24 protein-coding genes are annotated in these 25471 nt (G+C 61.2%); 16 read left to right on the plus strand and 8 right to left on the minus strand.

Going from position 1 to position 25471, the window contains the following annotated elements; genetic code table 11:
- Positions 1 to 112 precede the first annotated feature (112 nt).
- From AC1DX3_RS11165 to fucP, 7 genes are all read right to left on the minus strand, one after another.
- Positions 113 to 838, minus strand: a complete 726-nt coding sequence (locus AC1DX3_RS11165; protein WP_476989355.1) for an SDR family oxidoreductase — start codon at positions 836 to 838, stop codon at positions 113 to 115.
- On the minus strand, positions 838 to 2064 hold the full coding sequence (locus tag AC1DX3_RS11170; RefSeq protein WP_476989356.1) for a UxaA family hydrolase: 1227 nt from the start codon (positions 2062 to 2064) through the stop codon (positions 838 to 840). Before AC1DX3_RS11170 ends, AC1DX3_RS11165 begins: the two co-directional genes overlap by 1 nt.
- Positions 2054 to 2353 (minus strand): UxaA family hydrolase, encoded by a 300-nt coding sequence (locus AC1DX3_RS11175; RefSeq protein WP_476989357.1) that lies wholly within the window; start codon positions 2351 to 2353, stop codon positions 2054 to 2056. The genes AC1DX3_RS11170 and AC1DX3_RS11175 overlap by 11 nt, the downstream gene beginning before the upstream one ends.
- The gene (locus AC1DX3_RS11180) at positions 2350 to 3366 is read right to left on the minus strand and encodes an aldo/keto reductase (RefSeq protein WP_476989358.1); all 1017 of its coding nucleotides are present in this window, start codon (positions 3364 to 3366) and stop codon (positions 2350 to 2352) included. Before AC1DX3_RS11180 ends, AC1DX3_RS11175 begins: the two co-directional genes overlap by 4 nt.
- 210 nt (positions 3367 to 3576) lie before the next feature.
- Entirely contained in the window at positions 3577 to 4347 is a 771-nt protein-coding gene (locus AC1DX3_RS11185) for an IclR family transcriptional regulator (RefSeq protein ID WP_476989359.1), read from the minus strand.
- 11 nt (positions 4348 to 4358) lie between these two features.
- Complete coding sequence (locus AC1DX3_RS11190; protein WP_476989360.1) at positions 4359 to 5186, minus strand: amidohydrolase family protein; 828 nt, start codon at positions 5184 to 5186, stop codon at positions 4359 to 4361.
- Complete coding sequence (gene fucP, locus AC1DX3_RS11195; RefSeq protein WP_476989361.1) at positions 5183 to 6460, minus strand: L-fucose:H+ symporter permease; 1278 nt, start codon at positions 6458 to 6460, stop codon at positions 5183 to 5185. The genes AC1DX3_RS11190 and fucP overlap by 4 nt, the downstream gene beginning before the upstream one ends.
- A 207-nt stretch (positions 6461 to 6667) precedes the next feature.
- Here fucP and AC1DX3_RS11200 point away from each other — a divergent pair, with 207 nt between their 5' ends.
- The 3 genes from AC1DX3_RS11200 to AC1DX3_RS11210 all read left to right on the plus strand — a co-directional run bounded on the left by AC1DX3_RS11200 (position 6668) and on the right by AC1DX3_RS11210 (position 8644).
- A complete protein-coding gene (locus tag AC1DX3_RS11200; protein ID WP_476989362.1) occupies positions 6668 to 7015 on the plus strand; it encodes an L-rhamnose mutarotase in 348 nt (115 codons plus the stop codon).
- Between the two features lie 101 nt (positions 7016 to 7116).
- Positions 7117 to 8049 (plus strand): Gfo/Idh/MocA family protein, encoded by a 933-nt coding sequence (locus tag AC1DX3_RS11205; protein ID WP_476989363.1) that lies wholly within the window; start codon positions 7117 to 7119, stop codon positions 8047 to 8049.
- Positions 8050 to 8251: 202 nt separating this feature from the next.
- On the plus strand, positions 8252 to 8644 hold the full coding sequence (locus AC1DX3_RS11210; RefSeq protein ID WP_476989364.1) for a cytidine deaminase: 393 nt from the start codon (positions 8252 to 8254) through the stop codon (positions 8642 to 8644).
- A gap of 2 nt (positions 8645 to 8646) precedes the next feature.
- Here AC1DX3_RS11210 and pyk read toward each other — a convergent pair whose 3' ends face one another.
- Complete coding sequence (gene pyk / locus AC1DX3_RS11215; protein WP_476989506.1) at positions 8647 to 10104, minus strand: pyruvate kinase; 1458 nt, start codon at positions 10102 to 10104, stop codon at positions 8647 to 8649.
- 263 nt (positions 10105 to 10367) lie between these two features.
- Here pyk and AC1DX3_RS11220 point away from each other — a divergent pair, with 263 nt between their 5' ends.
- The 13 genes from AC1DX3_RS11220 to tilS all read left to right on the plus strand — a co-directional run bounded on the left by AC1DX3_RS11220 (position 10368) and on the right by tilS (position 25442).
- Positions 10368 to 12332, plus strand: a complete 1965-nt coding sequence (locus tag AC1DX3_RS11220) for a hypothetical protein (protein WP_476989365.1) — start codon at positions 10368 to 10370, stop codon at positions 12330 to 12332.
- A gap of 216 nt (positions 12333 to 12548) precedes the next feature.
- Positions 12549 to 13949 carry an MFS transporter gene (locus AC1DX3_RS11225; RefSeq protein WP_476989366.1) on the plus strand — a complete coding sequence of 467 codons (1401 nt, stop codon included), beginning with the start codon at positions 12549 to 12551 and terminating at the stop codon, positions 13947 to 13949.
- Between the two features lie 72 nt (positions 13950 to 14021).
- Positions 14022 to 14948: an ROK family protein gene (locus AC1DX3_RS11230; RefSeq protein ID WP_476989367.1), complete on the plus strand. Its 927-nt coding sequence runs from the start codon at positions 14022 to 14024 to the stop codon at positions 14946 to 14948.
- Between the two features lie 67 nt (positions 14949 to 15015).
- On the plus strand, positions 15016 to 16719 hold the full coding sequence (locus AC1DX3_RS11235) for a carboxylesterase/lipase family protein (RefSeq protein ID WP_476989368.1): 1704 nt from the start codon (positions 15016 to 15018) through the stop codon (positions 16717 to 16719).
- Positions 16720 to 16854: 135 nt separating this feature from the next.
- A complete protein-coding gene (gene ybgC / locus AC1DX3_RS11240; RefSeq protein ID WP_476989369.1) occupies positions 16855 to 17307 on the plus strand; it encodes a tol-pal system-associated acyl-CoA thioesterase in 453 nt (150 codons plus the stop codon).
- A gap of 98 nt (positions 17308 to 17405) precedes the next feature.
- Positions 17406 to 18119: a protein TolQ gene (gene tolQ / locus AC1DX3_RS11245; RefSeq protein WP_476989370.1), complete on the plus strand. Its 714-nt coding sequence runs from the start codon at positions 17406 to 17408 to the stop codon at positions 18117 to 18119.
- 12 nt (positions 18120 to 18131) lie between these two features.
- Positions 18132 to 18617 (plus strand): ExbD/TolR family protein, encoded by a 486-nt coding sequence (locus tag AC1DX3_RS11250; protein ID WP_476989371.1) that lies wholly within the window; start codon positions 18132 to 18134, stop codon positions 18615 to 18617.
- Positions 18618 to 19448, plus strand: a complete 831-nt coding sequence (locus AC1DX3_RS11255; RefSeq protein WP_476989372.1) for a hypothetical protein — start codon at positions 18618 to 18620, stop codon at positions 19446 to 19448. It begins immediately after the preceding gene.
- 104 nt (positions 19449 to 19552) lie between these two features.
- Entirely contained in the window at positions 19553 to 20878 is a 1326-nt protein-coding gene (gene tolB / locus AC1DX3_RS11260; RefSeq protein ID WP_476989373.1) for a Tol-Pal system beta propeller repeat protein TolB, read from the plus strand.
- 246 nt (positions 20879 to 21124) lie between these two features.
- Positions 21125 to 21685 (plus strand): peptidoglycan-associated lipoprotein Pal, encoded by a 561-nt coding sequence (pal, locus tag AC1DX3_RS11265; RefSeq protein WP_476989374.1) that lies wholly within the window; start codon positions 21125 to 21127, stop codon positions 21683 to 21685.
- A 199-nt stretch (positions 21686 to 21884) separates the two neighbouring features.
- On the plus strand, positions 21885 to 22844 hold the full coding sequence (locus AC1DX3_RS11270; RefSeq protein ID WP_476989375.1) for a CsgG/HfaB family protein: 960 nt from the start codon (positions 21885 to 21887) through the stop codon (positions 22842 to 22844).
- Between the two features lie 180 nt (positions 22845 to 23024).
- A complete protein-coding gene (locus AC1DX3_RS11275; RefSeq protein ID WP_476989376.1) occupies positions 23025 to 23978 on the plus strand; it encodes a tol-pal system YbgF family protein in 954 nt (317 codons plus the stop codon).
- A gap of 240 nt (positions 23979 to 24218) precedes the next feature.
- Positions 24219 to 25442, plus strand: coding sequence for a tRNA lysidine(34) synthetase TilS (tilS, locus tag AC1DX3_RS11280; protein WP_476989377.1), 1224 nt, complete (start codon positions 24219 to 24221; stop codon positions 25440 to 25442).
- Positions 25443 to 25471: the final 29 nt, after the last annotated feature.

A 25471-nucleotide genomic window follows, 5' to 3' on the forward strand; every position in this document is an offset into this window, starting at 1 on the left:
TCCTTTTTCCCTGTGAGTGCGTTGGCATCGCTAGGCTGTATAAGCATACAGCTGTCGCTCGCCGCCTGCTCACATGAAAAAATCTCTCGCGTTTTCGCCGCCGGTGGATTTGTTAGTTGATCCAGCCGCCGTCGATAATGTGGGTCTGACCGGTGGTGAAGGACGACTCGTCGCTGGCCAGGTAAAGCGCCAGATTGGCCAGTTCGTCGACGCGGCCGAAGCGGCCCATGGCCTGGCGCGAGGTGAACTCGGCATAGGCCTTGTCGAAATCGCCGGTGTCCCGAAGGCGTTGCAGCAGGGACGGGGTCTCGACCGTCCCCGGGCAGATGGCGTTGCAGCGGATACCCTTGGTAACGAAGTCCGCCGCCACGGCCTTGGTCAGGCCAACGACGGCCGCCTTGGTGGCGCCGTAGGCGAAGCGGTTGGGGATGCCCTTTATCGACGAGGCGATCGACGACATGTTGATGATCGAGCCGCCGCTGCGTTCCAGCATGGCCGGCAGGAAGGCTCGGATCATGCGGTACATGGCGGTGACGTTGAGCGACAGGGAAAAGTTCCAGGCGTCTTCGTCGCAGTCGAGGATCGTTCCGGAATGGACGAAGCCGGCGCAATTATAGAGGACGTTCACTTCCGGAAATTCGGAAGCTATGGCTTTGGCCGCGTCGGCATTGGTGACGTCGAGGGCGCGGGGAATGGCGCCGCCCAGGGTCTCGACCAGTTCGGCGCGGATATCGGTGGCGATGACCGTGGCGCCTTCGCGCAGGAACAGTTCCGCCGTCGCGCGGCCGATACCCTGGCCCGCTGCGGTCACCAGGGCGGTTTTACCCGTCAATCTCATTACGTTCTCCGTAGGGGCAGGCAGGCGGGACCCACTGGATCGAATGCCTTATAGGTCAGTATAAATTCCTGGTGGCCCATCTGTTCGCTTAAGCTGCGTTCGCCGGCGGCGACGCGCAGGACCAGGTCGGTGATCTCGGCACCGACTTCATCGAGCGTGGCGCGGCCTTCCATGATGCGGCCGGCATCGATGTCCATGTCACCGGACAGCTTGCGATAGGTTTCGGGATTGGCGCATACCTTGATGACCGGCGAGATGGCCGAGCCGACGACGCTGCCGCGGCCAGTGGTGAACAGGGTCAGGTGCGCCCCGCAGGCGATCATTTCGACAATTTCCGCATTATCGGAAATGTTGGGGAAGCCGAAGCGCGGCTCGCCATCCGGCACGACATCGAGCAGGTAGAGGCCGCCTGAAGGCGGTACGTCGCCGGGCTTGATGATGCCGCAGATCGGCGCCGAGCCCGACTTCGAATAGGCCCCCATCGACTTTTCTTCCTGGGTGGTCAGACCGCCTTCGGCATTGCCGGGTGCGAAGGAACCGTAGCCCATAATGGTATAATAGGCCTCGGCCTTCATCACCGCGGCTTCCAGCTCGGCGCCGAGTTCCGGCGTGATGGCGCGCGAGGCCATGATCTTTTCGCAGCCGACCAGTTCGCCGGTCTCTTCAAAGATACAGGCGGCGCCGGCGGCGCCCAGGGTGTCGAAACAACGTCCGACCGCCGGATTGGCGGTGATGCCCGACGTGCCGTCGGAACCGCCGCAGATTGTGCCGACGATAAGTTCCGACACGTCCATGTTGACGCGCGGTGTGGCGTCAGCGATGGCCTTGACACGCTGTACGGCCTCGAGACCTTTTTGAATGGTCGACAAGGTGCCGCCTTCGTTCTGGATGACGAAGGTCTCGACCGGACGGCCGGATGCCGCCACGTGGTGGGCCAGGGCGCCGCGGTTGAAGCTTTCGCAGCCGAGCGACACCAGGACTACGCCGCCGACATTGGGATGGGTGCACAGGGCCTCCATCATGGCGTAGGCATAGCTGTTGGGATAGCAGCCGGGGAAGCCGATCAGGTGGACTTCATCGTCATCGGCGCGATTGACGATTTGGCGCGCCACATGGTGGGCGCATTCGACCAGGTAGACGACGCAGATGACGTTGCGGATGCCCTTGCGGCCGTCGGGGCGCAGCCAGGCCGGGAAGGTCTTGGTGTCCCCGATCTTAATGTCCATGACCGGTGGCCTCGCGCGTGTGGGATGAAATATAGTCGCTTTGCATATTGTGCATGTGTACGTGTTCGCCGCGGGCCGCGTCGGCCGTCATGGATCCGATCGGCGCACCGTATTTGATGACCTTGTCCTGGGCACGCAGGGCGCGGCGGGCGATCTTGTGACCGACATCGATATCCTGGGTCAGGGTGACGGTCTGGCCGTCGATAACGATCGATTGGCCTTTGAAGGCATGTTCGCGGCACACCAGGACATTGTCGTCCGGATGCAAAAGCAGGAACGGTCCCATCATGCCACCGCCTCGAGCACCGGTGTGTCGGCGCGCAGCAGGCCTTCGCTTTTGAGATCGTCCCACAGGGCGGGGGGAATTGCCACCTGCCACAGGGCGAGGTTGGCGGCGACCTGAGCGGCGTCGGCCATGCCGGCCAGGACGCAGGCGACCGCTGGGTGGGCGAGCGGGAATTGCAGGGCGGCCGCGGCTAGGGGCACGCCGTGGGCCGTGCACACGGCCGCCAGGGCCTTGACCTTGGTCACGATCTCGGGTGGCGCGACATCGTAATTGTAATGGACGTCGCCGGCCAATATGCCCGAATTGAACGGACCGGCGGCGATAACCGAAACGCCGCGGCGCTGACACAGCGGCAGGAAGCTGTCGAGGGCGGTCTGTTCCAGCAGGGTATAGCGCCCGGCCAGCAGGACGGTGTCGAGATCGACGGACGTCAGGACCTCCTCGCAGACCTGCCACTCGTTGACGCCGAGGCCGATGGCCTGGACCTCGCCGGCGGCCTTCAACTCGGCCATGGCGCGGTAACCGCCACCGAGGAAGTCGCGCATGTGACGCGGGGCGTCGTCGCCATGAGTGGCAAGGCCGAGATCGTGGGCGAGCAGGATGGATACCCTGGCGCCGTCCAGGCGCCGGCGGCTGTCTTCGAACGAACGCATGACGCCGTCATAGCTGTAATCGAACTCGGGCTCGAAGGCGTCGCCGTCGACAAAGCCGTGGCGCACCGTACCGGGCGCCGATTGCGCGATCGGTCGCAGGACACGCCCGACCTTGGTCGACAAGGTCACCTCCTGCTCGGCTACGGCGCGACCGACGCGGCGCTCGCTTAAACCCTGTCCGTAATGCGGCGCCGTATCGACATAGCCGATTCCGGCCTCAAAGGCGGCGCGCATAGCCGCGGCCGCGGCATCGTCAGTGACGGCGCGATAAAGATTCCCCAGCGCAGCACTGCCGAAACCAAGCACGCTGACGGCGACCTCGGTGGAGGCCAGGGTTCGAACGGGTAGGGCTGTGTGACTCACTGACGCGCTTCAACCGACATTAGGATTACGATTATTCAGACTTGAAAGTCTTATTATAGATAAAAGAGATAACGCTCCATTATGTGAGAATCAAGCAACAATGTGGCGCTAGAGCATTTCCCGCCAAAGTGAACGCCGGTTTGGCGTAAGGAAATGCGACAAAACAAAAACTTAGAGTGTTTGCCCGGCCCACCTTAGCCGGTCAACGCTCTAGGCTCCCAAAGCCTTGCTTAAGGCCTTGGCCGTGGCTTTCAGACGCGTCAGGGCGTCCTCCATCGAGACGCCGTCATGGACGTGGATCCACGGCATAGTCATGGCGGCGACGGTCGCGACGTCGTTGGTGATGGGACACGACAGATCGGTGATGCCGTCGATATATTCGCTCTTGGCCGTATGATGGCCCTGGCTGTGGACGCGATCGGCCTGACTTTCGAAGGCTTGCCACTCTTCCGCCGTTGCCCCTGCTTTGAGGAGGGTGCGCCATTGATCGCGAACCTTGGGTTTCTGGAAGGCGTAGAGGACCACGCCGGAGGTCGAATGGATCAGCGGACGCTGATAACCGACGCGGACGGAAAAGCCGAGATCGCCCGGCGCCTCAATGCGGGCGATAACCACCATGCGGTCGTCTGAGGCGATGGCCAGGTGACAGGCCTGCTTGGTCTGCTCGCTCAGGGCCTGCATCATGGGCAGGGCGCTGGCCAGCAGGTTCTGGCTGGGGCCGCGCGAGATGCCGAGGGAGAACAGCTTGTTGGTCAGTTCGAAGCCGTCGCCGCGCTGGGAGGCGCCGACATAGCCTCTCGCCTCCAGGACCTGGACCATGCGGAACAGTTCACTGACCGAGCGCGCCAGCCGCGCCGAGATCTGCGACAGGGTCATGGGGGTCTTGGCGCTGGCCAGCAGCTCCAGGACGTCAAGGCCTTTTTCAAGGGCGGGAGCGCGGTATTTGCTGGCCGATTTGTCGGCGCTGTCGGAAAATGGCATGTCTCTGAACCTTAATCCAGTCTGTAAAAACGTTCGGCCGTCCGGCCCATAATTTGTTCGCGTACTGTAATGTCCTTGTCACGCAACCATCGCCGCGTCCAGCCGAACCAGTCGTCATAGGCGCCGCGCAGCAGCACGACCGGCCAATCCGAGCCCCACATCAGCCGTTCCGGTCCGAAGACGTCGAGCAGGTGATCGGCGCCGTCAGCGACGACCGCCATATCCTGACCCTCGGCCATTTCGGTGACAAGGCCCGACAGCTTGCAGACGATATTCGGGCATTGTGCGACGGCGGTTATCCCGTCGCGCCACGCTGCCATCGCGGCATCGCCGGCGGCGAAGGGCGGCTTGGCGCCGTGATCAATGACGATGGCCATATCGGGATAGCGCTGGGCCAGGGTGGCGATGACGCCGAGGTGGCGCGTAAAGACCAGGGCGTCGAAGCTCAGGCCCAGTTCCACCATGGTGGTCAGGGCGGCATCGAGTTCGGGGCGCAGTACCCAGTCGTCCTCGCTCAAACCCTGCAACATCGGCCGCAGTCCCTTGAACTTGGGCTGGTGGCTGAGATAGCGGATGCGTTCGACCGCCTTGGGCGCGGCCATGTCCGTCCAGCCGACGACGCCCTTGATCAGCGGCGTCATCTTCGCCACCTGCAGCAGCCACAGGGTGTCGGTTTCGGAGGGTTGCGATTGCACCAGCACCGTGCCGTCTACGCCTTGCGCCGCGTCGGCCAGGTCGGCGGGCATGAAATCGCGACAGATCGTGACGAGATCCGGCGTCGGCCAGCTCTGGTCGTTACGGCCGATCTGCCACAGATGCTGATGCGAATCGATGATCAATGGGCGGCACTCATATCGACGACTGTCTTTTCCTTCGGCGACATCAGGCCGTAGAGCGCGATGACGACGAAACAGACCAGGGGCACGAAGATGGCGGTGCGGATGTGGCTCATGTCCGACACCTTGCCCATGACGGCGGTCAGAGCGGCGCCGCCGATGATGCTCATGACCAGCAGGGACGAACCGGTCTTGGTCAGCGGTCCAAGCCCGCGCACAGAGGTGGCGAAGATTGTCGGGAACATGATCGACATGAAGAAGCTGGCTGCCACTAGGGCATAGAGGCCATACTGGCCGCCGGCCGAAGCGGCATAGCCGGTAAGGGCGATATTGATGACGGCGAAGACACCCAGGAGGCGCGACGGCGAGACGAAGCGCATCAAGCCTGTGCCGGCGAAGCGACCGATGGCAAAGATGATCAAGGCAGCGGTTGTGTAATCCGACGCCAGCTTGTCGTTAATGTGAATTTCAGCCTGAGCATAACGAATTGTATAGCTCCAAATACCGACTTGGGCGCCGACGTAGAAGAATTGCGCTACGACGCCCGTAAGGAAATGCTTGTGTTTGAATAGCCCACCGATAGCTTGACCGGCACTGAGCTTAGAATCGGCTTCATCATGGACGCTTTTCGTTGCCGCTTGCGGAAACTTACTTAACGCCACAAGGGCGGCCCACCCAAGAACGACCAAGCCAATAATGACATAGGGCATTTGCACGGCCTTGGTTTCGCGGATGTAATCGGCCGCGGTATTAAGCTTCTCGACACCCGACAAAATAAAAGTACGACCGATTAGAAGACCAATGACGGAGCCCAGAGGATTGAAAGACTGCGCCAGGTTCAGGCGAAAGGCAGCGTGCTTTTCGTCGCCGAGGATCGTCATCAACGGATTGGCTGAGGTCTCGAGGAAGGCCAGGCCGGAGGCGATGACGAAAAGCGATCCGAGCAGCCAGCCATATTGGCGGATTTCGGCACCGGGATAGAAGGAAAAGGCGCCGATGGCAAAGATGACAAGACCGGTGACGACGGCGGCCTTATAGCCGAAACGGCGCATCAGGAAGCCGGCCGGCAGAGCCATGAAAAAGTAGCCGAGATAGAAGGACTGCTGCACCAAGCTCGACTCGAAGTCGGTCAGGGTGAAGGCTTTTTTGAATTGCGGGATCAGCACATCGTTGAGATTATTGGCCATGCCCCAGAAAAAAAACAGCGCCGTGATCAGGATGACGGGCCAAATTCCGCTGGATTTTGCTGGCGTTTCGTCGGCCGGTGTGACGTCCATGATGCTTACCCCTGTGTCTCGTCGGTCGAAAGACCTTGTTGCTTGTAAGCATTAAACATCACATATAAACCGCCCCGTCAAATATGAAATTTGCATTCCCGGCAAACCTCAAATATATACTCAGACATTATGGGCGCGCAGGTGCCTCGCGGGCGCCAGCCCTTGCCAAATCCCAAGATTTGGAAGCTATAAAAGACGGAAACGCCGATGGAAAAACTTTGCTACGCGCTCGATTTGAAGGACGATCCCGAGCTGATCGCGCGTTATAAACACTGGCATGCCGCGGGTAATGTCCCGGCCGCCATCAATGCTTCGATTCGCGGCGCCGGCATAACGGCCCTGGAAATTTACCTGGTCGGTAACCGCATGTTTATGATCCTGACGCCCGGACCGGATTTCGATCCGGTCGCCAAGGCCGCGGCCGATGCCGCCTCTCCCGACGTGCAAAAATGGGAGGAACTGATGTGGGAGTTCCAACAGGCCTTGCCGTTCGCCGCGCCGGGTGAAAAATGGCAGGCCATGACTCGCATCTACAGCCTGGCGGAACAGCCTTAATGGAAGAGTTCAGGGCCGCTTTTTTTAACACCGCAGTCCCTTGCGCCAAATAAGTAATACAATTAAAGACGATCTAAAGACTTCAAGGAAACGATCCCGCCATGGCGCAAAAACTGAAAATCGGCCTGATCGGTCTCGGCAAAATCGCCGTCGACCAGCATATCCCCTCGATCCTGGGCAACAAGAATTTGGAATTGGTCGCCGGCTGTTCGCCGCACGCGCGACCGGAAGGCATTCAGGCCTATCCCGACATGGAAACCATGCTGGCCGCCCATCCTGAGATCGACGCCATTGCCATCTGCACGCCGCCGCAGATCCGTCACAAGATCGCGCGCGAGGTCATCGCCACCGGTCGCCACGTCTTCCTCGAAAAGCCGCCCGCCGCGACACTGGGCGAAGCCGAGGCCATCAAGGCTTTGGCTGCCGCTGCCGGTGTGACGGTCCTGGCCTCCTGGCATTCGCGTTTCGCGCCGGCTGTCGAAGCCACCCGCGTCTGGATCAGCGAGCGCCCGATCAAGAGCATCAAGATCGTGTGGAAGGAAAATGTCCGTCAATGGCACCCCGGTCAGCGCTGGATCTTTGAAGCCGGCGGCATGGGTGTTTTCGATCCCGGCATCAATTCGTTGTCGATCCTGACGAAGATCATCCCCGACGCCGTCCTGGTCAAGAAGGCGGACCTGCATATCCCCGTCAATTGCGACGCGCCGATCCAGGTCGAGATGGACATGACGACCGAGAACGACCTGGCTATTCGCGCCGAATACGACTTCCTGCAAACCGGCGTCCAGACCTGGAGCATATTCGTTGAATCCGAAGCCGGTGAAAAGCTGACTCTGAGCATGGGCGGTACCGAGCTGGAGATCGACGGCCATGTCGTCATCAAGCAGAAAGAGGCGGAATATGCCGGCCTCTATGCGCATTTCTACAAGCTGGTCATGGATGACGAGTCCGACGCCGATTTCCAGCCGCTGCGCATCGTCGCCGATGCGATGCTGGTGGGGAAGAGGATAGCGGCCCCCGAATACATCGAATAATGCGGAAAGCGCCGGCTTTTGGCGATCTACGTCGCAGTCGTCGCTTGCGGGTATGAAGTATACCCGCGGCGCTAGCCGGCTAGTATCTCATCCAAAATCCGGGCTTTCCGCGGACAGTGCTTGTGGCTTTTAGGAATTCCGCTTCCCAAATCCTGACGACGGTGCAAAACTATCCTGCCCTCTTCGTGCAAGGATCACAGACGTGGCACAAGACCTCTTCGAAGCCGCCCGCGCGGCGCTGACGCACAGCCATTCGCCCTATTCTCATTTTCCGGTTGGTGCCGCTATCCGCGATGAGAACGGCCGCATCCATGCCGGCTGCAATGTCGAAAATGTCGCCTTTCCGGAGGGCTGGTGCGCCGAAACGACCGCTATCAGCCACATGGTCATGGCCGGCGGCCGTCAGATTATGGAGATCGCGGTTCTGGCCGACAAATTGCCGTTGTGCGCGCCGTGCGGCGGTTGCCGGCAGAAGATATCGGAATTCGCCACGCCGAAAACGCGTATCTCGCTGTGTGACACCAGTGGTCCACAAAAGAGCCTGAGCGTGGCGGAATTGCTGCCTTCGGCGTTTACACCGGATGCGCTTGGCTGACCCTACTTCGCGTCGTCGACGAATTCGACTTCCTGAGCATTGGTCCGGGTGACCTTGGCGACGCGCAAGCTGTTGGTCGAGCCCGACTTGCCGAATGGCATGCCGGCGACGATGACGATGTCCTGGCCCGGTTCGACAATACCTTCCGAGCGCGCCAGTTTCGACGCCACAGCAACGGTTTCCGTCATCGAGTGGGTGATCGGGGTCAGAACCGGGTGAACGCCCCAGCACAGGGCCAGGCGCCGCGCCGTTTGCATATTGGGGGTCAGGCCCATGATCGGGGCATTGGGCCGTTCGCGCGCCACGCGCAGGGCGGAACTGGCGGAATTGGTCATGGCGGCGATGGCGGCGGCGCCGATGGTCTGGGCGACCTGACGGGCAGCGGCGGCGATGGCGCCGTTGGTTGTCGGCTCCGGATCCGGGCGGCGGCGGTCGGTCATGGTGCGCCAGCCGTCGTCCTGTTCGACGCGGGCGACGATGCGGTCCATGATGGTGACGGCTTCGATCGGGAATTGACCGGCGGCGGTTTCAGCCGACAGCATGACGGCGTCGGCGCCGTCGAACACGGCGGTCGCCACGTCGGAGGCTTCGGCGCGGGTGGGGGTAGGGGCCGAAATCATCGATTCCAGCATCTGGGTCGCCACGATCACCGGCTTGCCAGCAGCGCGGGCCGCCTGCACAATGCGCTTTTGCGCTAGGGGCACTTCTTCCGGCGGCAGTTCGACACCGAGGTCGCCGCGCGCCACCATGACGGCGTCGGACAGTCGGATGATTTCATCGAGATTGTCGAGCGCCTGCGGCTTTTCCAGCTTGCTCAGCACCCAGGCGCGGCCCTTGATGATCTCCTGGGCTTCCAGCACGTCTTCCGGACGTTGCACGAAGGACAAGCCGATATATTCGACGCCACGTTCCAGGGCAAAGGCCATGTCGGCGCGATCCTTGACCGTCAGGGCCGGGATCGGCAGGACGACGTCGGGGACATTGACGCCCTTGCGGTCGCTGAGGCGGCCGCCGTTGACGACGATGGTTTCCAGGTGGTCTTCGCGGACATGGGTGACGCGCAGCTTCAGCTTGCCGTCGTCGAGCAACAGGTGCGAGCCGATCTGGGCCGCGGCGATGATTTCCGGATGGGGCAGGTTGGCGCGCGTCGAATCGCCCGGGGTCGGATTGAGGTCGAGGCGGAAGTTCTGACCGTTGTTCAGGACGACGGCGCCGCCCATGAAGCGGCCGACGCGGAGTTTCGGGCCCTGGACGTCGGCCAGGATGCCGATCGGGTGCTTGGAGCGCGCTTCCAGTTCGCGGATCAGGTCGATATTCTTGCCGTGATCCTCATGGCTGCCGTGCGAGAAGTTGAGGCGGAAAACGTCGGCGCCGGCCTGGAACAGTTGCGCCAGCATGTCGGCGTTCGAACTCGCCGGTCCCAAGGTGGCGACGATCTTGGTTTTGCGGCGGCGGAGGATTTTCAAGGCGCTACTCTTTGAATTGATTGAGCTATTTTTCCGACCGAGGCGTAAAGCGACGGCCGGTCGCGAATTGGCCCGACAAAGCCCCTATTCTGCCGCGGGGTCAAGTCAAAATTTCTTGGATGGGACAGTGCTGACAGCGCTGTCTCTTTATGAGTAAAATTTCATTCAAGTGCGAAATAGACGCGGCAAGGGCTTGCCAAAGAGTCGTATGATGAGTCATGATAACGCTAACAAAAAACTATGTTGGGGAAGACGTCATGGCGGGATTTCATCGTTCATTTCTATTGGCACTTCTGCCGGCCTTCACCTGCGTCGCCGCGCTTGCCGGCACCCAGGCGGTTGCCAAGCCGGCGGCACACGTCGCCCATTACAAGCATTTCAAGACCGCCATCTATATCCCTGTCGGGGTCGCCCGTCCCCTGGCCGATCCCAAGGTGTTCGAACACCAATTCGCCCGTGCCATGGCCAGCGTGCCTTTCGACAAGGTCTATCTCGAAGTCTACCGCGACCGGGAATTCGCCAGCGACGCCGAAATCGAAACCATCAAGAAAGAATTCGAAGCCAAGGGGATCGAGGTCGCCGGCGGTATGACCCTGGCGGCCGGCGGTTTCAACGGTCAGTTCGGCACCTTCGATTACGAATTACCGACCGATCGCGCCGAATGCCAGAAGGCCGTCGAAATGGCCGCCCGTCACTTCAACGAAGTCATTATGGACGACTTCTTCTTCTATACCTCTAAATCCGATGAAGACATCAAGGCCAAGGGCGACCGGTCGTGGACGCAATACCGCCTCGACACCATGCGCGAGGTCAGCCAGAATCTGGTCCTGGGGCCGGCGAAAAAGGTCAATCCCAACGTCAAGGTCATCATCAAATACCCGAACTGGTACGAGCACTTCCAGGGCCTGGGCTACGACCTGGAAAAAGAGCCGTTGATGTATGACGGCCTCTATACCGGCACCGAAACGCGCGACCCGATGATTACCGATCAATTGCTGCAGCAATATGAGTCCTACGAAATCATCCGTTATTACCGCAATATCCGCCCCGACCACCATAATGGCGGCGGCTGGGTCGATACCTATTCGACCCTTTATGCCGATCGCTATGCCGAGCAGTTGTGGGACACCATGTTTGCCAAGGCGCCGGAAATCACCCTCTTCAACTGGATCCCGGCGGCGGACGACACCACGATCGATGGCGGCGACCGTGCCAAGTGGGAAAATCTCGACACCTCGTTCAACTGGAAGGCCATTGTCGCCAATTACAAGCCGGCAGGCCCCAAGGATCCGGGCCCGGGCTGGGGCGCGGCCGCCGGCAATGCGTTGAAAACCGTCGATGGGGTTTTGGGCGAGCTCGGCAATCCGGTAGGCATAGCCAGCTACAAGCCGTTCCATTCGTCGGGCGAAGATTTCCTGCACAACTATCTCGGCAATATGGGCATACCGATCGAGTTGACGCCGCACTTCCCCAAGGATGCGGATACGATCCTGCTGACCGAAGCGGCGGCCGCCGATCCCGACATCATCAAGGAGATCCAGGGCCAGCTCCAGGCCGGCAAAACGGTCTTTGTCACTTCGGGCTTCGTCACCGCCACACAAAATAAGGGCTTCAAGGATCTGCTGGAGGCCTACACCACCGGCAATGAGGTCGGGCTCAACGACTATTACAGCGGTTACGGCGCCGGCAACGGCCGCTCCCTGCGCGACGATGCCGGTGTGGCGCCGAAAGACATCCTGTTCCCGGAAGTGCACTATTACACCAACGACGCCTGGCCGATCATCCGCGGCACGTCCAATGCGCGCGGCTTTCCAATCCTGTTGATGAACCGCTACTCGAAGGGGCTGCTTTATGTCCTGACGGTGCCGGCCAATATCAGCGATCTTTACGCCATGCCGCACGGGGTGATGAACCAGGTCAAGACCTACTTGCAAAAGGGCGCGCCGGTCCGCATCGATTCGCCGGCGGGCGTCAGCCTGTTCACCTATGACAACGGCGCCTTCGTCGTCGAATCGTTCAACGACACGGCGGTTACGATGACGATCTCCGTGTCGGGCAAGGGGGCACGCCTGGCCGATGTTCAGGCCCATGACGCCGTTGCGGCAAAGGTGGTGGTTGTCGACCCAAACGATGATTTCGCCGCCCGCCTGCAGGACGATCCGCGCACCGAGTTCGAGGTTGTCGTTCCGCCGCACTCGTTCCGCGTTTATAAACGGCAATAAGAGGTGCTGAGCATTTTACGCTTCACCTGTGACGAGCGGCGTCTTGTCAGACAATTGAATTCAGTTTACCCCTAACGCAGGCCAATCGATGGAATTCTGCACCCGGCGGAGTTTTTTCATTTGCCAAGACCGCAAAAACGCGTTTTTTGCAATTCGATTTATTTAATCGGCGAGGGGCGGATCAACCGCGGCCCGCGCATAACACAGGTAGGGTACATGTCCGATTCCGCAGTAGCAACTCCCCAGAACGGGACCAAGTCGGGGGGCGGTGGCCTCCTTCTGGCCGTCGTTTACGTCACGTGCCTCTTCTTCATCTGGGCGTTCGTGACCAATCTCATCGACCCGCTCGTCAAGTCCATGAAGGTCATCTACACGCTGACCGACTTCGAAACCCAGCTCAATCAGTTCGCCTTTTTCATCGCCTACGGAATCATGTCGATCCCGTCGGCCGCCTATCTGGCCAAGAACGGCTACGCCAAGTCGATCGTCCTTGGCCTGGTCGGTATCGTCGTCGGCTGTTTGATCGCCTATTCGACCACCTACTCGCACAACTTTATCACCGTCCTGCTCGGTTTGTTTGTGGCCGCGTCCGGCATTACCCTGCTTCAGGTGGCCGCCAACCCACTGATCGCCTCGATGGGTGATCCCAAGGGCTCGCACTTCCGCCTCAACCTGTCGCAAGCCTTCAACTCGATGGGCGCCTTCCTGGGCGGCATCTTCGGCGCCAAGTTCCTGCTGAAGGGCGACCTCTTCGTCAAGGACGCCGTCATCACCGACGTCATGAAGGACACCGGCCTGCACTTCGTCACCAATGTCTATCTGTTGCTGGCCGTCGTCCTGGCCGTCTTCACGCTCGCCGTCTTCCTGGTGCGTAACACGATCACTACGCACGCGCCGAAAATGGCCGTAAATGTTGAATCGCCCTTCAAGGCGCTGCAATCGAAGTGGGCCAACCTCGGTTCGCTCGGTATCTTCCTCTATGTCGGTGCCGAAGTCTGCGTTATCTCGGGCATGATCTTCTTCCTTGAACAACCGCAGATCCTGAACGTGCCGTCGCAAGTCGCCGGCTTCGTCGGCCCGGTCTTCATGCTGTTCGCCATGTTCGGCCGCTTCGGTGGTTCGGTCTTGCTGCGTTTCGTCAAGGCGACCACCATGCTCGGCTTCGTTGCGACCTGCGCCACCTTGCTGTGCGTTGTCGTGATCGCGACCTACCACATGGCGGCGACCCCGCTCGGCGGTTCGATTGCCCTGCCCAGCGACGATGGCTCGTTCATTGCGCCGCTGACCACCGGCTTTATCCCCGGCTTCGCGGCCATCCTGATCGGCCTGTTCAACTCGATCATGTTCCCGACGATCTTCACCATTACGCTTGAACGTTCCAGCGCCCCGGCGTCGGCAACCTCGGGCCTGATGTGTATGGCGATCTGCGGCGGTGGCTTTATCTCGATCCTGTACGGTTTCGCCGTCGACCAGTTCCTGGCCCACTTCCCGATCGGCGCCCGCTCGCTGGCGTTCATCGTGCCGCTGGTCTGCTACCTCTATGTTCTGTGGTTCGCTTTCGCCGCCAAGAACGCACCGGTTCACGCCATTGAAGAAGGCGTCAGCGGCGGTCACTAAACCTAAGCTTACAACGGCCCTCGGTTTAATCCCCGGGGGCCGAACTGTCTCTATACTTATCCGGGGAATCCCATGCTCTATGTCGGTGTTGATTTTGGTGGCACGAAGATCGAAGCCGCAGCCCTGTCGCAAGACGGCGCGCTGCTGGCGGTTCAGCGCCAGCCAAATCCCGGCAATTACGCGGCGGCGCTGGGTGTCGTCTGCGACCTGATCGAAAAAGTCGAAAACGAAGCCAAGGCCAAGAATCCGAGTCTCAGCCATCGCGTCGCCACGATCGGCGTCGGCGCGCCCGGCAGCGTGTCGCCGCGTACCGGCGTCATGCGCAACGCCAACTCGACCTGGCTCAATGGCAAGACTTTCCGCGAAGACCTCGAGGACGCTCTGCACCGCCCGGTGCGGTTGGCCAATGACGCCAACTGCCTGGCCTTGAGCGAAGCCGTTGACGGCGCCGCCAAGGGCGCCAAGTCCGTCTTCGCCATCATTGTCGGCACCGGTTGCGGCGGCGGTGTCGTCGTCAACGGCCACCTGGTCGAAGGCGCCAACGGCGTTACCGGCGAATGGGGCCATGTCCCGTTGCCGTGGTTGAAGCCCAATGAATTCCCCGGTCCGAAATGCTGGTGCGGCCTGGAAGGTTGCCTGGAAACCTGGGTTTCCGGCACCGGTTTTGCCCGCGATTTTCACGATGTGACCGGCCGTGCGATGAAGGGCGAAGAGATCATCGCCGCCATGCGCGCCGGCGATGCCGACGCCGAAGCCGCTTTCGATCGCCTGATGGACCGGCTGGGCCGTGCCATCGCCCTGATCGTCAATACACTCGATCCGGAAGTCTTCGTCTTCGGCGGCGGACTGTCCAATGTCGACGAAATCTATGAGCGCCTGCCGGCCAAGATCAAACCCTATGTCTTCAGCGATACGTGGCAGGCCCGTCTGGCGCCGGCCAAGTGGGGCGACAGTTCCGGCGTTCGCGGCGCCGCTTATCTGTGGGCCCAGGGTTTTTAGGACTTGAGTCGATAAACCGCGTAAGGACGCTTGAATTTGGCGCCGGAAGGTCAATAAGGTAGCGTCCATGAGAGTCCTTGCAGCGACCCTGTTGATCCTGGCTTTGGCCACCGCGGCGGCAGCCCAGACTGTCCCCATGCGCGGACCCAACGGCCGCTATCATGTCCTTCTGCCGGGCGTCGTCGTGCCGAAACAGCCGCCGGCGCCCAAGGCGGAAACACCGCCTGCGCCACCGCCGCCCGACCTCAAGCCTTACGTTCCGCCGCCGCCTCCCGTCGAAACACCGCCACCGCCGCAACCCGACGCGGTCGTCGCCACGACCTTCGGCAAGATCGGCGGCGATTCGCTGGGCGACGGCACATGGACCTTCAAGGCCATTCCGTTTGCCCGGCCGCCGGTCGGTGACCTGCGCTGGACGCCGCCGCAAGACCCGGAGCCATGGAAAGGCGTGCGCTGGAGCAAGACCAGCGCGCCGGCCTGTCTTCAGGTCTCCTATGGTTGGAATGCCGATCTCGCCAAGACCAGCTCCGAAGACTGCCTCTATCTCGAGGTGCGCACGCCCGACATCGATCCGCAGGCCAAAAAGGCGGTTATGGTCTTTATCCATGGTGGCGCCAATCGCGCCGGCGGTGGCACCGGCACCATCTATTCCGGATTTGCCAGCAAGGACGTCGTCATTGTCTCGCTGCAATATCGCCTGGGCGTCTTCGGCTTCATGTCGCATCCGGCCCTGACCCGGGAAAGCGGGCATCAGGCGTCCGGCAATTACGCGCTGCTCGACCTGATGCAGGCGCTTTATTGGGTCAAGAGCAATATCGCCCAGTTCGGCGGCGATCCGAATAATGTCACCATCTTCGGTCACAGCGCCGGCGGCGGCGACGTCGGCATGTTGTTGTCGTCGCCCCTGGCGCGCGGCCTGTTCAACAAGGCGATCGCCGAAAGCGGTCCGCCGCAGTTCGGTTTCCCGCCCCGGACCCTGGCTGAAAACGAGGCCCTGGGCACGGAGCTGGCGGCGCGGTTCAGCGGTGACAAGCCCGACGGCAAGGCGGCGCTGGCCGATCTGCGCCGCGCGCCGGCTGCCGAACTTCAGGCCGCGGCCGACGCGCTGGACGCGCCCATCGATGACGACAGCTTCATCTGGGACCAGGCGGTGGTCGACGGCTATGTCCTGCCGCGCGCGCCGGAGGACGTGTTCCGCGCCGGCAAGGAAGCCAAGGTGCCGCTGATCATCGGTGTCTCCGCCCAGGAGATCGGGCTGCACGGCGGTGACGACGCGATCTATAACAAGATTTACTCCACGTTCGGCCCCGCTCGGTTCCGGGCCATGCGCTTTTACGGCATGGATGTCCGCCACAAGCCGAAGAAGGACAAGCTGCTGGGCGGCACGGCCATGCAATTGTCGACTGACACCATGATGCGCTGCCCATCCGACTGGGTGGCGTGGCATCATACCGCAGCCGGTGCGCGCGCTTGGCTCTACCAACTCGACGTGACGGAAGGCGAGGGGCCGGTTCACCACGGTTCCGAGCTCAGCTATGTCATGAACTTGCGGCCCTTCGGCAAGCACGACGGCGACTGGCCGCCCCTGCAGGATTATTGGGTCAATTTCGCCAAGACCGGCAACCCGAATGGCCCTGATGCCGTAGGCCGGACGCTGACCCGCTGGCCAGCCTATGGTGACAAACAGACCTATATCGAGTTCACCAAGAAAGGCGCCGTCACCGGTCGCAACCTGCGCGGAGACGTCTGCGCGTTGCTGAACCGACCGTGAGCTTGAACTGATGGCCGGCCTGTCCGAGAGCGGCGTTTTGAAGGGATCAAAACGCAGCTCTAGGCTCTTGTTTTTTCGCGCAATTTAACCGAAAAGTGGCTTCCACTTTATCGGATTGCGCTCTAGAACCCGGACATGACCCAGAACCTCTCCGGCCACATCGTCGATTTCGCTCACCACCTGCCGATCCGGATCTATTATGAGGACACCGACTTTTCCGGCGTCGTCTATCACGCCAACTATCTCAAATATTTCGAACGCGGCCGCTCTGAATATATGCGCCTCCTGGGTGTTCACCATCATCAGCTGGCCGAACTCGACGATCCCCTGGCTTTTGCCGTCGCCGAGATCACCATCAAGTACAAGCTGCCCGCCCGCATCGACGAACTGATCACGGTCAGGAGCCGGCTGCTCAGCGCCCGCGGCGCCTCCTTTGTCATCGATCAAAGCGTGCTTCGTGATGGCCAGTTGCTGGCGGAGGGCCGTGTCCATGTCGTCTGTATCGACGGTCAGGGACGGCCGAAACGCCTGGCCAAGCACCTGATGGACGTGCTGAAAACCCACGTTGTGCCGGAAAATGACGCCTGAACAGCATTTGTCATGCGGTGCGCCATAGAATTGTCGTGAAAACTCGTGTTAGTTAGGCGATAACCAAGATTCACAGTTAACGTCAGAGGGGGTACGACATGGCCGCCAATCCCGCCACTTCCAGCGCCGCCGGTGCCTTGAGTTTCATCGATCTGTTCATGCACGCCGATTGGGTGGTCAAGGTCGTCATGGGCGTCCTGGTCCTGGCATCCTTGTGGTCGTGGGCGATTATCGTCCAGAAAGCCTTCAGCCTGGGCCGGATCAATAAGGAAGCCGATACCTTCGAGGCCGCGCTCAGTTCCGGGCGCGCGCTCGACGATATCGCCGCCTCGCTGGGCACCAATCCGCGCGAAGTCTTCCAGAAGCTGCTGGTCATCGTGACCTCGGCGTGGCGGGACTATAAGGGCAAGTCCCTGAGCCCGGTTCAGGGCGAACTGCTGGTTAGCCAGGTCGACCGCGAACTCAACCACGCCATCACCGCCGAAGCCGACGGTATCGAAGACGGCCTGTCGATCCTCGCTGTCATCGCCACGGCGGCGCCCTTTGTCGGGCTGTTCGGCACGGTCTGGGGCATCATGAACGCCTTTTCCGCTATCGGCAGCCAGGGTGACACCAACCTCGCCACCGTGGCGCCGGCCATTTCCGAAGCCCTGGTCGCCACGGCGCTCGGCCTCGGTACCGCCATTCCGGCCTATGTCGCCTTCAACCTGTTCAACGCCAAGGTGGCGCGTTTCTCGGGCCGCATGGAAGGTTTTGCCGACGAGTTGATGGTGTCGCTCACCCGCCGCCTCGGCGACAAGCTCGGCTCGTAAGGAGTTCCGCATATGGCTATGGGTTCTTCCTCCGGTTCCAGTGGCGGACGACGCAGCAATCGCCGCACGCGCCGCCGCGCCGCCCTGTCGGAAATCAACGTCACACCGATGGTCGACGTCATGCTGGTCCTGCTGATCATCTTCATGGTGTCGGCGCCGTTGCTCAATTCCGGCATCAAGATCCAGCTGCCCAAGACCGAAGCCGCCGCGCTGAAGGACGAGGGCGATCCGATTACGGTGTCGATTGACAAGGACGGCAATATCTATGTCGACGACAAGCCGGCCTCCTATGCCCAGATGACGCCGCGCCTTTTGGCCATGACCGACAACGACACCTCCAAGACCATCTTCGTCCGCGCCGCCGGCAGCGTGCCCTACGACACCGTCGCGAAGGTGATGGCCAAGCTGTCGACCTCGGGTTTCGCCAAGATCAGCCTGGTAACCGATACGGAAGGTAAGACCCAGGCCGTCGACACCTCATCGGCGGTGGCGCAATAGATGGATCGTAACGGCCCGGTCCCCTTCCTGGTCTCTTTCCTGCTGCACGTCGGCGTGCTCCTGCTTGCCTATATCTCATGGTCGACGGCGTCCAAGCCCTTGCCGGTATCGTCCGTGCCGGTCGACATCGTATCGAACGTCCCCAGCCATCAGATGGCCGAGGCGCCGGTCGACGAACTGGCCGTCAAGACGCCTGTTCCGGAACCGGCCCCCGAGGAAACACCGGTGCCGACGCCGCCCGAACCCGTGCCCGCCCCCAAATTGCCGGTACCCGTGCCGCAAAAGGCCGTAGCGCCGCCGACCCCGAAACCGACACCCAAGCCGCCAGCGCCGACCAAGGTCACCCCGACCCCGCCGGACAAGAACGGGCAGAAGAAGCCAGCGCCGGCAAAACCGGCCAAGCCTTCGCTCGATCTCAATGCCCTGTCGCAATTGCCGGCCTCGCCATCCAAGGCGCCGACGCGCCGCCAGGCCCAGGCCAACACCCATGCTACCAACGGAGCCTCGAATAATGGTGCGGCGCCGGCGGAAACCGCGCCTGAAATGCGCGCCCTGGTCGCCAAGCTGCAGAAGCTGTGGTCGCCGAATTGCGACGTCCCCGGCGGCAATCAGGTGCAGGTCGATATCAAGTTCACCATCTCACCCAATGGCCGGGTCATCGAAGGGCCGCGCTGGGTGAACCAACGCAGCGACAATGTCTGGACCGCCGGCGCCAACCGCGCCATGGCCGCCGTCAAGCGTGGCGAACTGTATGACGATCTGCCCGACGGCTTCTACAATCAACCGATTACCATTACTTTCGATGCCAAGGTGGCGTGCCGTAACCAATGATGCCTGCCGCCTATATGCCGCCCGAATTCTGCCCTATAGCTTGCCATAATGACTTCGACGCCCAATCGGCCTGTCGCCACTAATTCAGAGAGACGCGGATCACGATGAAGACGCTCAACCTTAACACCCTTTGCGCCGCGATTGCCGCGACCCTGGTCCTGCTGATTGCGCCCGTAGCGGCCTTCGCCCAGGACGGCCTGCATGCCACGGTCGACCAGGGTGTCATCCAGCCCATGCCGATCGCTATCGAAATCACCGGCACGGATGCATCCGGCGGCAATCTCGGCGGTCAGATTTCCAAGGTTATCATGGCCGATCTCGAGCGGTCCGGCTTCTTCGCCCCCATCGATCCCAATGCCTTCATCCAGACCTCGCTCGACGTCAATGTTCAGCCGGACTATCCCAACTGGACGGCGATCAATGCCCAGGCCCTGGCCAACGGCCGCGCCTTCGTCGACGCCGATGGCCGTTTGCAGGTCGATTTCCGCCTGTGGGATATTTTCGGCCAGAAGCAGCTGCTGGGTCAATCGATGACCGCGACACCGGAAAACTGGCGCCGCATCGCCCACAAGATCGCCGACGCCATTTATGAGAAATTGACGGGCGAAGAAGGCTATTTCGATACCCGTATCGTCTTTGTCGCCGAAAGCGGCGGTCGCGGTCATCGTATCAAGCGCCTGGCCATTATGGATCAGGATGGCGCCAACCCGCAGTATCTGACCGATGGTTCGACCAAAGTCATGACGCCGCGCTTTTCGGCCGACAGCCAGGAAGTCGCCTATATGGCGCTTTCGGCCGACTCCGCCCGCATTTACGTCTTCAACCTGGAAACCGGCCGTCAGGAATCGGTCGGGGAGATCAAGGGCATGGTGTTCTCGCCGCGCTTCTCGCCCGACGGTTCGAAACTGGCCTTCTCGGTCTCGACCGGCGGCAGCACCAGTCTCTATGTCATGAACCTGCGCACGCGCGGACTGACACGGCTGACCAGCGGTTCGGCCATCGATACCTCGCCGTCCTTCTCGCCGGACGGTTCGCAGATCGCCTTTACCTCCGACCGCGGCGGCAGTCCGCAGATCTACCTGATGAATGCCGACGGTTCGGGCATTCACCGCGTGACCTTCGGCGGCGGCCTCTATTCGACCCCGGTGTTTTCACCCAAGGGCGACCTGCTGGCCTTTACCAAGCAGTCGGGTGGGCGTTTCAGCATCGGCGTCATGCATCCGGATGGCAGCGGTGAAAAGCTGCTGACCTCGTCCTATCTCGAGGAAGGCCCGACCTGGGCGCCGAACGGCCGTTATATCATGTTCTTCCGTGAACCTCCGGGCGGCCTGCCGTCCTTGTGGACGGTCGAGGTGACCGGCCGCATCGAGCGTCCCGTGCCCTATCAAGGGGGAGCTTCCGATCCCGCCTGGTCGCCGCGACTGAAGTAGGATAGTTGACGACGCTTGAAAGTGGAAAATTGCAACGCGGTGGCGTTATAGCACCGCATGGTAAAATTCGCTTCGCAATGGAAAGCGTAACGAAAGTGTAAATTACGCGTAAATTCGGCACCCTTTGGTTTGACAAATTGCAAAAGGTCCATCATCGTCAACGTTAAGGGTCTTTGTGCACATTATTGTCACAGATCTGTGGAATAGACCCATCTGAGGTTCATAAATTGGTGAAGGGAATTTGATATGAAAGTAACCACGAAGTCGGTTGTTAAAGTAGCCTTGGTGGCCTTTGTCCTGGCCTCCGTTGCAGCGTGCGCCGAGAAGCCCAAGCCCGTGGCTACCGCCCCCGGTCAGACGGAAGACACGTCCACGCCGCCGCCTTATCAGCCGCCGGTAACCCAGCCGGTGCAGACTGCGACCACGCCGGGGATCGCGCCGGGTTCGCAACAAGACTTCGTCGTCAATGTCGGCGACCGCGTCTATTTCGACACCGATCAATCGTCGATTCGTTCTGACGCCCAATCCATCCTGGCGTCGCAAGCCGCCTGGCTTTCGCGTTATCCCGGCGTCAATATCCGCATCGAAGGCAATGCCGACGAACGCGGCACCCGCGAATACAATTTCGCCCTGGGTGCCCGCCGCGCTCAATCCGTGTCGGACTTCCTCGTCTCCAAGGGCGTGGCGCCGTCGCGCATCTCGACCATCTCTTACGGCAAGGAACAGCCGATCGACACTGGCACCGGTGAAGACGCCTGGGCTCACAACCGTAACGGCCACACCGCGATCACTTCCGGCGCTCAATAAGCGTTTGAAACGCGGATAACAGCGTCCAATTTTCGCTAGACGTTTCAGGCCCCTCGCCATATGGTGAGGGGCCTGATTTCATATGTAGCGCGTATTCGGATCGAAGGGCCCGGCAAGGGGGAATGGTCTCATTCTTCGGGTGCTTATTTTGCTCGCCTCCGATCATTTTTTGTACCTCATTTTCTTGTGGAGATTCCCCATGACAAACCTTAATCGCGCCCTTGGCCTTTCTGGCGCCCTGATGCTGTCCGCCGCCCTGGCTGTGACCGGCGCACCGGCCTCCGCCCAATTGGCCAAGGCCAGCAAGGCCCAGCAGCAACAAGATAAAATGGTCGCGGAAATTCCGCACTGCTCGCAAAGACTCGGCACCATCTCCATTGTCGACGGCGATGATTCCAATGGCTGGACACAGAACAACCTGTCGTCGCCGCAAAAGCTGCTTAAGGTCATCGTGCAGAAGTCGGGCTGCTTCGGCCTTGTCGATCGCGGCGCCGGCCTCAATGCCGCGGCCAATGAGCGTGCCCTCAATCAAAACCTCGGCCTGCAACACGGTTCCAATGTTGGTCAGGGGCAAATCAAGGCCGCCGATTACGTCCTAGTCGCCGAAATCGGCAGTGCTGATTCCAATACCGGTGGCGGTGGCGCCGCCGGGCTGCTCGGCGGTATTGTTGGCGGTCGCGCCGGCGCCGTCATCGGTGGCTTCCGCACCAAGAAGCTGGAAGCCGACACCATCCTGTCGCTGACCGACGTCCGGACATCGGAATCCAATTCCTTCGAAGGCCACGCGGCCAAGAACGACCTGACCTGGGGCGCCGGCGGTGGCTGGGGCTTTGCCGGCGCCGTCGGCGGCGGTTACGAAGATACCGATGTCGGCAAGATCGTCACCCAGGCCTTCATCGTCGCCTATAGCGACCTCGTCAACAATCTCGGTGGCGTCGACGCCGGTGGCGCGGCTGCGGCGCCGTCGCGCAGCTATACCGTCCAGACCACAAGCACCTTGCGCGCCACGGCATCGCCGACCGGCAAGGTTATCCGCGCTCTGCCTGTCGGCATGGTCGTCTATCCGACCGGCAACAAGGACGGCATGTATTGGGAAGTCGCCGACGACAACGACAATGTCGGCTGGGTGAAGAACGATAATCTGGCGGCTTCGCAATAAGGTAGACTTAGTCTTGATAACGGCGCGGATGTTACAGTCCGCGCCGTTTTTTGCGACAGCGAAGTTTGCCATTTACGTCTTATTTCAGCCCGACTATGTTGTTAGCCATAGGGGTGTTGCCGCAGGGGCGTGGCAATGCTGAACGTGTAACAGGCTTAATAGGGCGGGGTCGGATTCTTCATGACGCACAACAACTTAACAGCTCGCCGTTTCGGCTATTCCCTGAAAGGCAAGGCGTTCGCCGGCCTGTCGATCCTGGCCCTGACGGTGTCGCTGTTGCCGGCCGCCGCCGTGACCGTGACGCCGCTTTCGGCGCATGCCCAGATCTTCGGTGACGACGACGACCAGGACGACCCCAATCAAAAGCCGACGGACTCGACCGTGTGGGACGCCAAGCGTCTGCAAAAGCTCGACCGCAATGTCCGCAAACTGGAACGCGCCATCCAACGCACCGAGAAACAACCGAACCCGCCGATCCTGATCGAGCCGGATCCGGAAGTCGTCGCCCTGCAGGCAACCGTTGACACCATGTCGCGCAAGCAGGACGAAATGGCGGCGACCATTATCACCCTGACCGGTCAGTTGGAAGATTCCCAGCACCAGAACCAGGTGTTGCAACAACAGATGAACGCCATGAACACGCGCATGGAAACCCTGACCAAGCGCGCCGACATGGCCGACGCCCACCTCAAGGACGTCGATGCCCTGTTGGCGCCGCCGCCGCCGCCGCCGGCCTCGACCGGTGATGCGGAGGGCGATTTCGAACAGGCGTTCAACCTGATGACTTCGGGCCAGACCGACGATTCGGAGCGCGCCTTCGAGGCGTTCACGACTTCATGGCCGGAAGCATCGCAACTGCCCGAAGCTTGGTTCCGCCTGGGGCAGATACGTACCATCAAGGGCGACATGTCCGGCGCCGTCGCCGCCTATGCGACCTCGCTGAAGGGCTGGCCCAAGACATCCTGGGCGCCGGAAGCGACGGTCAAACTGGCCTCGGCTCTGGATGGTACCAACCGGCCGACTGATGCCTGTTCGGCCCTGGCCCAGTTCGACAAGCTCTATGCCAAGACCGCGACCAGCGATAACAAGACTCTGGCCAAGAACCTGAAAGCCAAGGACAAGTGCCCGGCTTAAGGTGACTGTGGGCGATCACGCTTCGACATGACCTGCTTGAAAAGCCGTATGAGCGTGCCTTAGCGGTTGATTTGGGATTGCAAGCGGCTAGACGCATCTTTCGGCGGCCATACGTCCTGCTGCCCGTTTTGACGGCATTATAATACCTCCTTCTGCCGGCCGCGCTCCCATTCGGAGTGCCGATTTTCTGTAAATAGGGCTGAAACTACTCCGAATCTTCTTAAACGCTATTTGCCAGATATGCTCAGCCTGCAAAATATCTCCCCCAAGCTCGACACCTACCTGAATGGCACGGGTCCCATTGGCGTCGCCGTTTCAGGCGGGGGTGACTCGGTGGCGCTGCTTCACGCTCTGGCGGCTTGGGACCGGCGACCGCTACATGTCTTCTGTGTCGATCACGGCCTCAACCCGCAAAGCCAAACTTGGACTCAGACCGTTGAAGAGCATGCGAAGAGGGTAGGCGCGCAATTCACTGCGTTGCATTGGCACGGCGACAAGCCGGCGACCGGTTTATCCGCCGCGGCGCGCGAGGCACGTCACGCCTTGTTGGCCGACGCCGCCCGCGCCAACGGTATTAAGATCCTTTGTTTGGCCCACACCGCCGACGATATCCTGGAAGCCGCTCACATGCGCACCGAAGGTTCCAATGTCGGCGCACCCGTCGTGTGGGGACCTTCGCCGGCTTGGCCGCAGGGCAGGGGTGTCTTTCTTTTTCGCCCACTGCTCGATATTCGTCGCGAGGCCTTGCGGGATTTCCTCCGTGACCAGGGTATCGCCTGGATCGACGACCCTGCCAATGCCAACCCGCTCAGCCATCGTGCCCGCGCCCGCGTTGCTGTTCGGGATAGCGCTATGCCGCCGGCGCAGGATGCCGCGACGACTGCGGTCGATGCCGATCTGCATCCCCTGGGTATGATCGGCCTGTCCGGAGACGTTGCGCTCAAAGCTCTTTCCGCCGCCGTGGTTTGCGCCGGCGGCGGCAACAAGCTGCCGCGCATGGCGGAACTCGAAACCCTAATGGCCCGGCTGCCGGATGGCAAGGTCCACACCCTGTGCGGCTCGCGCATCTGGCAGATGGGCGACACCATCCACATCATCCGCGAACCCGGCGATATCCGCCGCAGCGGCCATGGCACACTCGCTGTCGAGCCCGGTGAGGCGGTCATGTGGGACGGACGGTTCGCCATCGCAGCCACCAGCGCCGCGACCATCACCCCGGCCGCCGGTTTGCGGCGGCAACTGACCGCGGACGACCAGGCCGTACTCGCCCATTTGCCCGTCGGATTGCGCCCTGTTGTGCCCGTTATGCACATGAATTCAGAAAAGAAATTGCTCGCCCGGCACCCTACATTAACCTGCGCTACGTATAACGGTGTCAGCGTCACCTGTTGGGTTCCGTACCGCTTTCGCGCCGCGCTCGGCCATTTCGCCGATGAGGCTGAACTGGCTCGGTTTTTGCAATGATTGCCGCCAGTGATCGCTGCATTGTGAAC

The sequence above is a fragment of the Asticcacaulis sp. P2_B1 genome (assembly GCF_056404915.1).

What these genes read in the sequence shown, in the direction of transcription:
- AC1DX3_RS11165 (WP_476989355.1), bottom strand. Translation starts at nt 838, where the DNA reads ATGAGATTGACGGGTAAAACCGCCCTGGTGACCGCAGCGGGCCAGGGT.
- AC1DX3_RS11170 (WP_476989356.1), bottom strand. Translation starts at nt 2,064, where the DNA reads ATGGACATTAAGATCGGGGACACCAAGACCTTCCCGGCCTGGCTGCGC.
- AC1DX3_RS11175 (WP_476989357.1), bottom strand. Translation starts at nt 2,353, where the DNA reads ATGATGGGACCGTTCCTGCTTTTGCATCCGGACGACAATGTCCTGGTG.
- AC1DX3_RS11185 (WP_476989359.1), bottom strand. Translation starts at nt 4,347, where the DNA reads ATGCCATTTTCCGACAGCGCCGACAAATCGGCCAGCAAATACCGCGCT.
- fucP (WP_476989361.1), bottom strand. Translation starts at nt 6,460, where the DNA reads ATGGACGTCACACCGGCCGACGAAACGCCAGCAAAATCCAGCGGAATT.
- AC1DX3_RS11200 (WP_476989362.1), top strand. Translation starts at nt 6,668, where the DNA reads ATGGAAAAACTTTGCTACGCGCTCGATTTGAAGGACGATCCCGAGCTG.
- AC1DX3_RS11205 (WP_476989363.1), top strand. Translation starts at nt 7,117, where the DNA reads ATGGCGCAAAAACTGAAAATCGGCCTGATCGGTCTCGGCAAAATCGCC.
- AC1DX3_RS11220 (WP_476989365.1), top strand. Translation starts at nt 10,368, where the DNA reads ATGGCGGGATTTCATCGTTCATTTCTATTGGCACTTCTGCCGGCCTTC.
- AC1DX3_RS11225 (WP_476989366.1), top strand. Translation starts at nt 12,549, where the DNA reads ATGTCCGATTCCGCAGTAGCAACTCCCCAGAACGGGACCAAGTCGGGG.
- AC1DX3_RS11230 (WP_476989367.1), top strand. Translation starts at nt 14,022, where the DNA reads ATGCTCTATGTCGGTGTTGATTTTGGTGGCACGAAGATCGAAGCCGCA.
- AC1DX3_RS11235 (WP_476989368.1), top strand. Translation starts at nt 15,016, where the DNA reads ATGAGAGTCCTTGCAGCGACCCTGTTGATCCTGGCTTTGGCCACCGCG.
- ybgC (WP_476989369.1), top strand. Translation starts at nt 16,855, where the DNA reads ATGACCCAGAACCTCTCCGGCCACATCGTCGATTTCGCTCACCACCTG.
- tolQ (WP_476989370.1), top strand. Translation starts at nt 17,406, where the DNA reads ATGGCCGCCAATCCCGCCACTTCCAGCGCCGCCGGTGCCTTGAGTTTC.
- AC1DX3_RS11250 (WP_476989371.1), top strand. Translation starts at nt 18,132, where the DNA reads ATGGCTATGGGTTCTTCCTCCGGTTCCAGTGGCGGACGACGCAGCAAT.
- AC1DX3_RS11255 (WP_476989372.1), top strand. Translation starts at nt 18,618, where the DNA reads ATGGATCGTAACGGCCCGGTCCCCTTCCTGGTCTCTTTCCTGCTGCAC.
- tolB (WP_476989373.1), top strand. Translation starts at nt 19,553, where the DNA reads ATGAAGACGCTCAACCTTAACACCCTTTGCGCCGCGATTGCCGCGACC.
- pal (WP_476989374.1), top strand. Translation starts at nt 21,125, where the DNA reads ATGAAAGTAACCACGAAGTCGGTTGTTAAAGTAGCCTTGGTGGCCTTT.
- AC1DX3_RS11270 (WP_476989375.1), top strand. Translation starts at nt 21,885, where the DNA reads ATGACAAACCTTAATCGCGCCCTTGGCCTTTCTGGCGCCCTGATGCTG.
- AC1DX3_RS11275 (WP_476989376.1), top strand. Translation starts at nt 23,025, where the DNA reads ATGACGCACAACAACTTAACAGCTCGCCGTTTCGGCTATTCCCTGAAA.
- tilS (WP_476989377.1), top strand. Translation starts at nt 24,219, where the DNA reads ATGCTCAGCCTGCAAAATATCTCCCCCAAGCTCGACACCTACCTGAAT.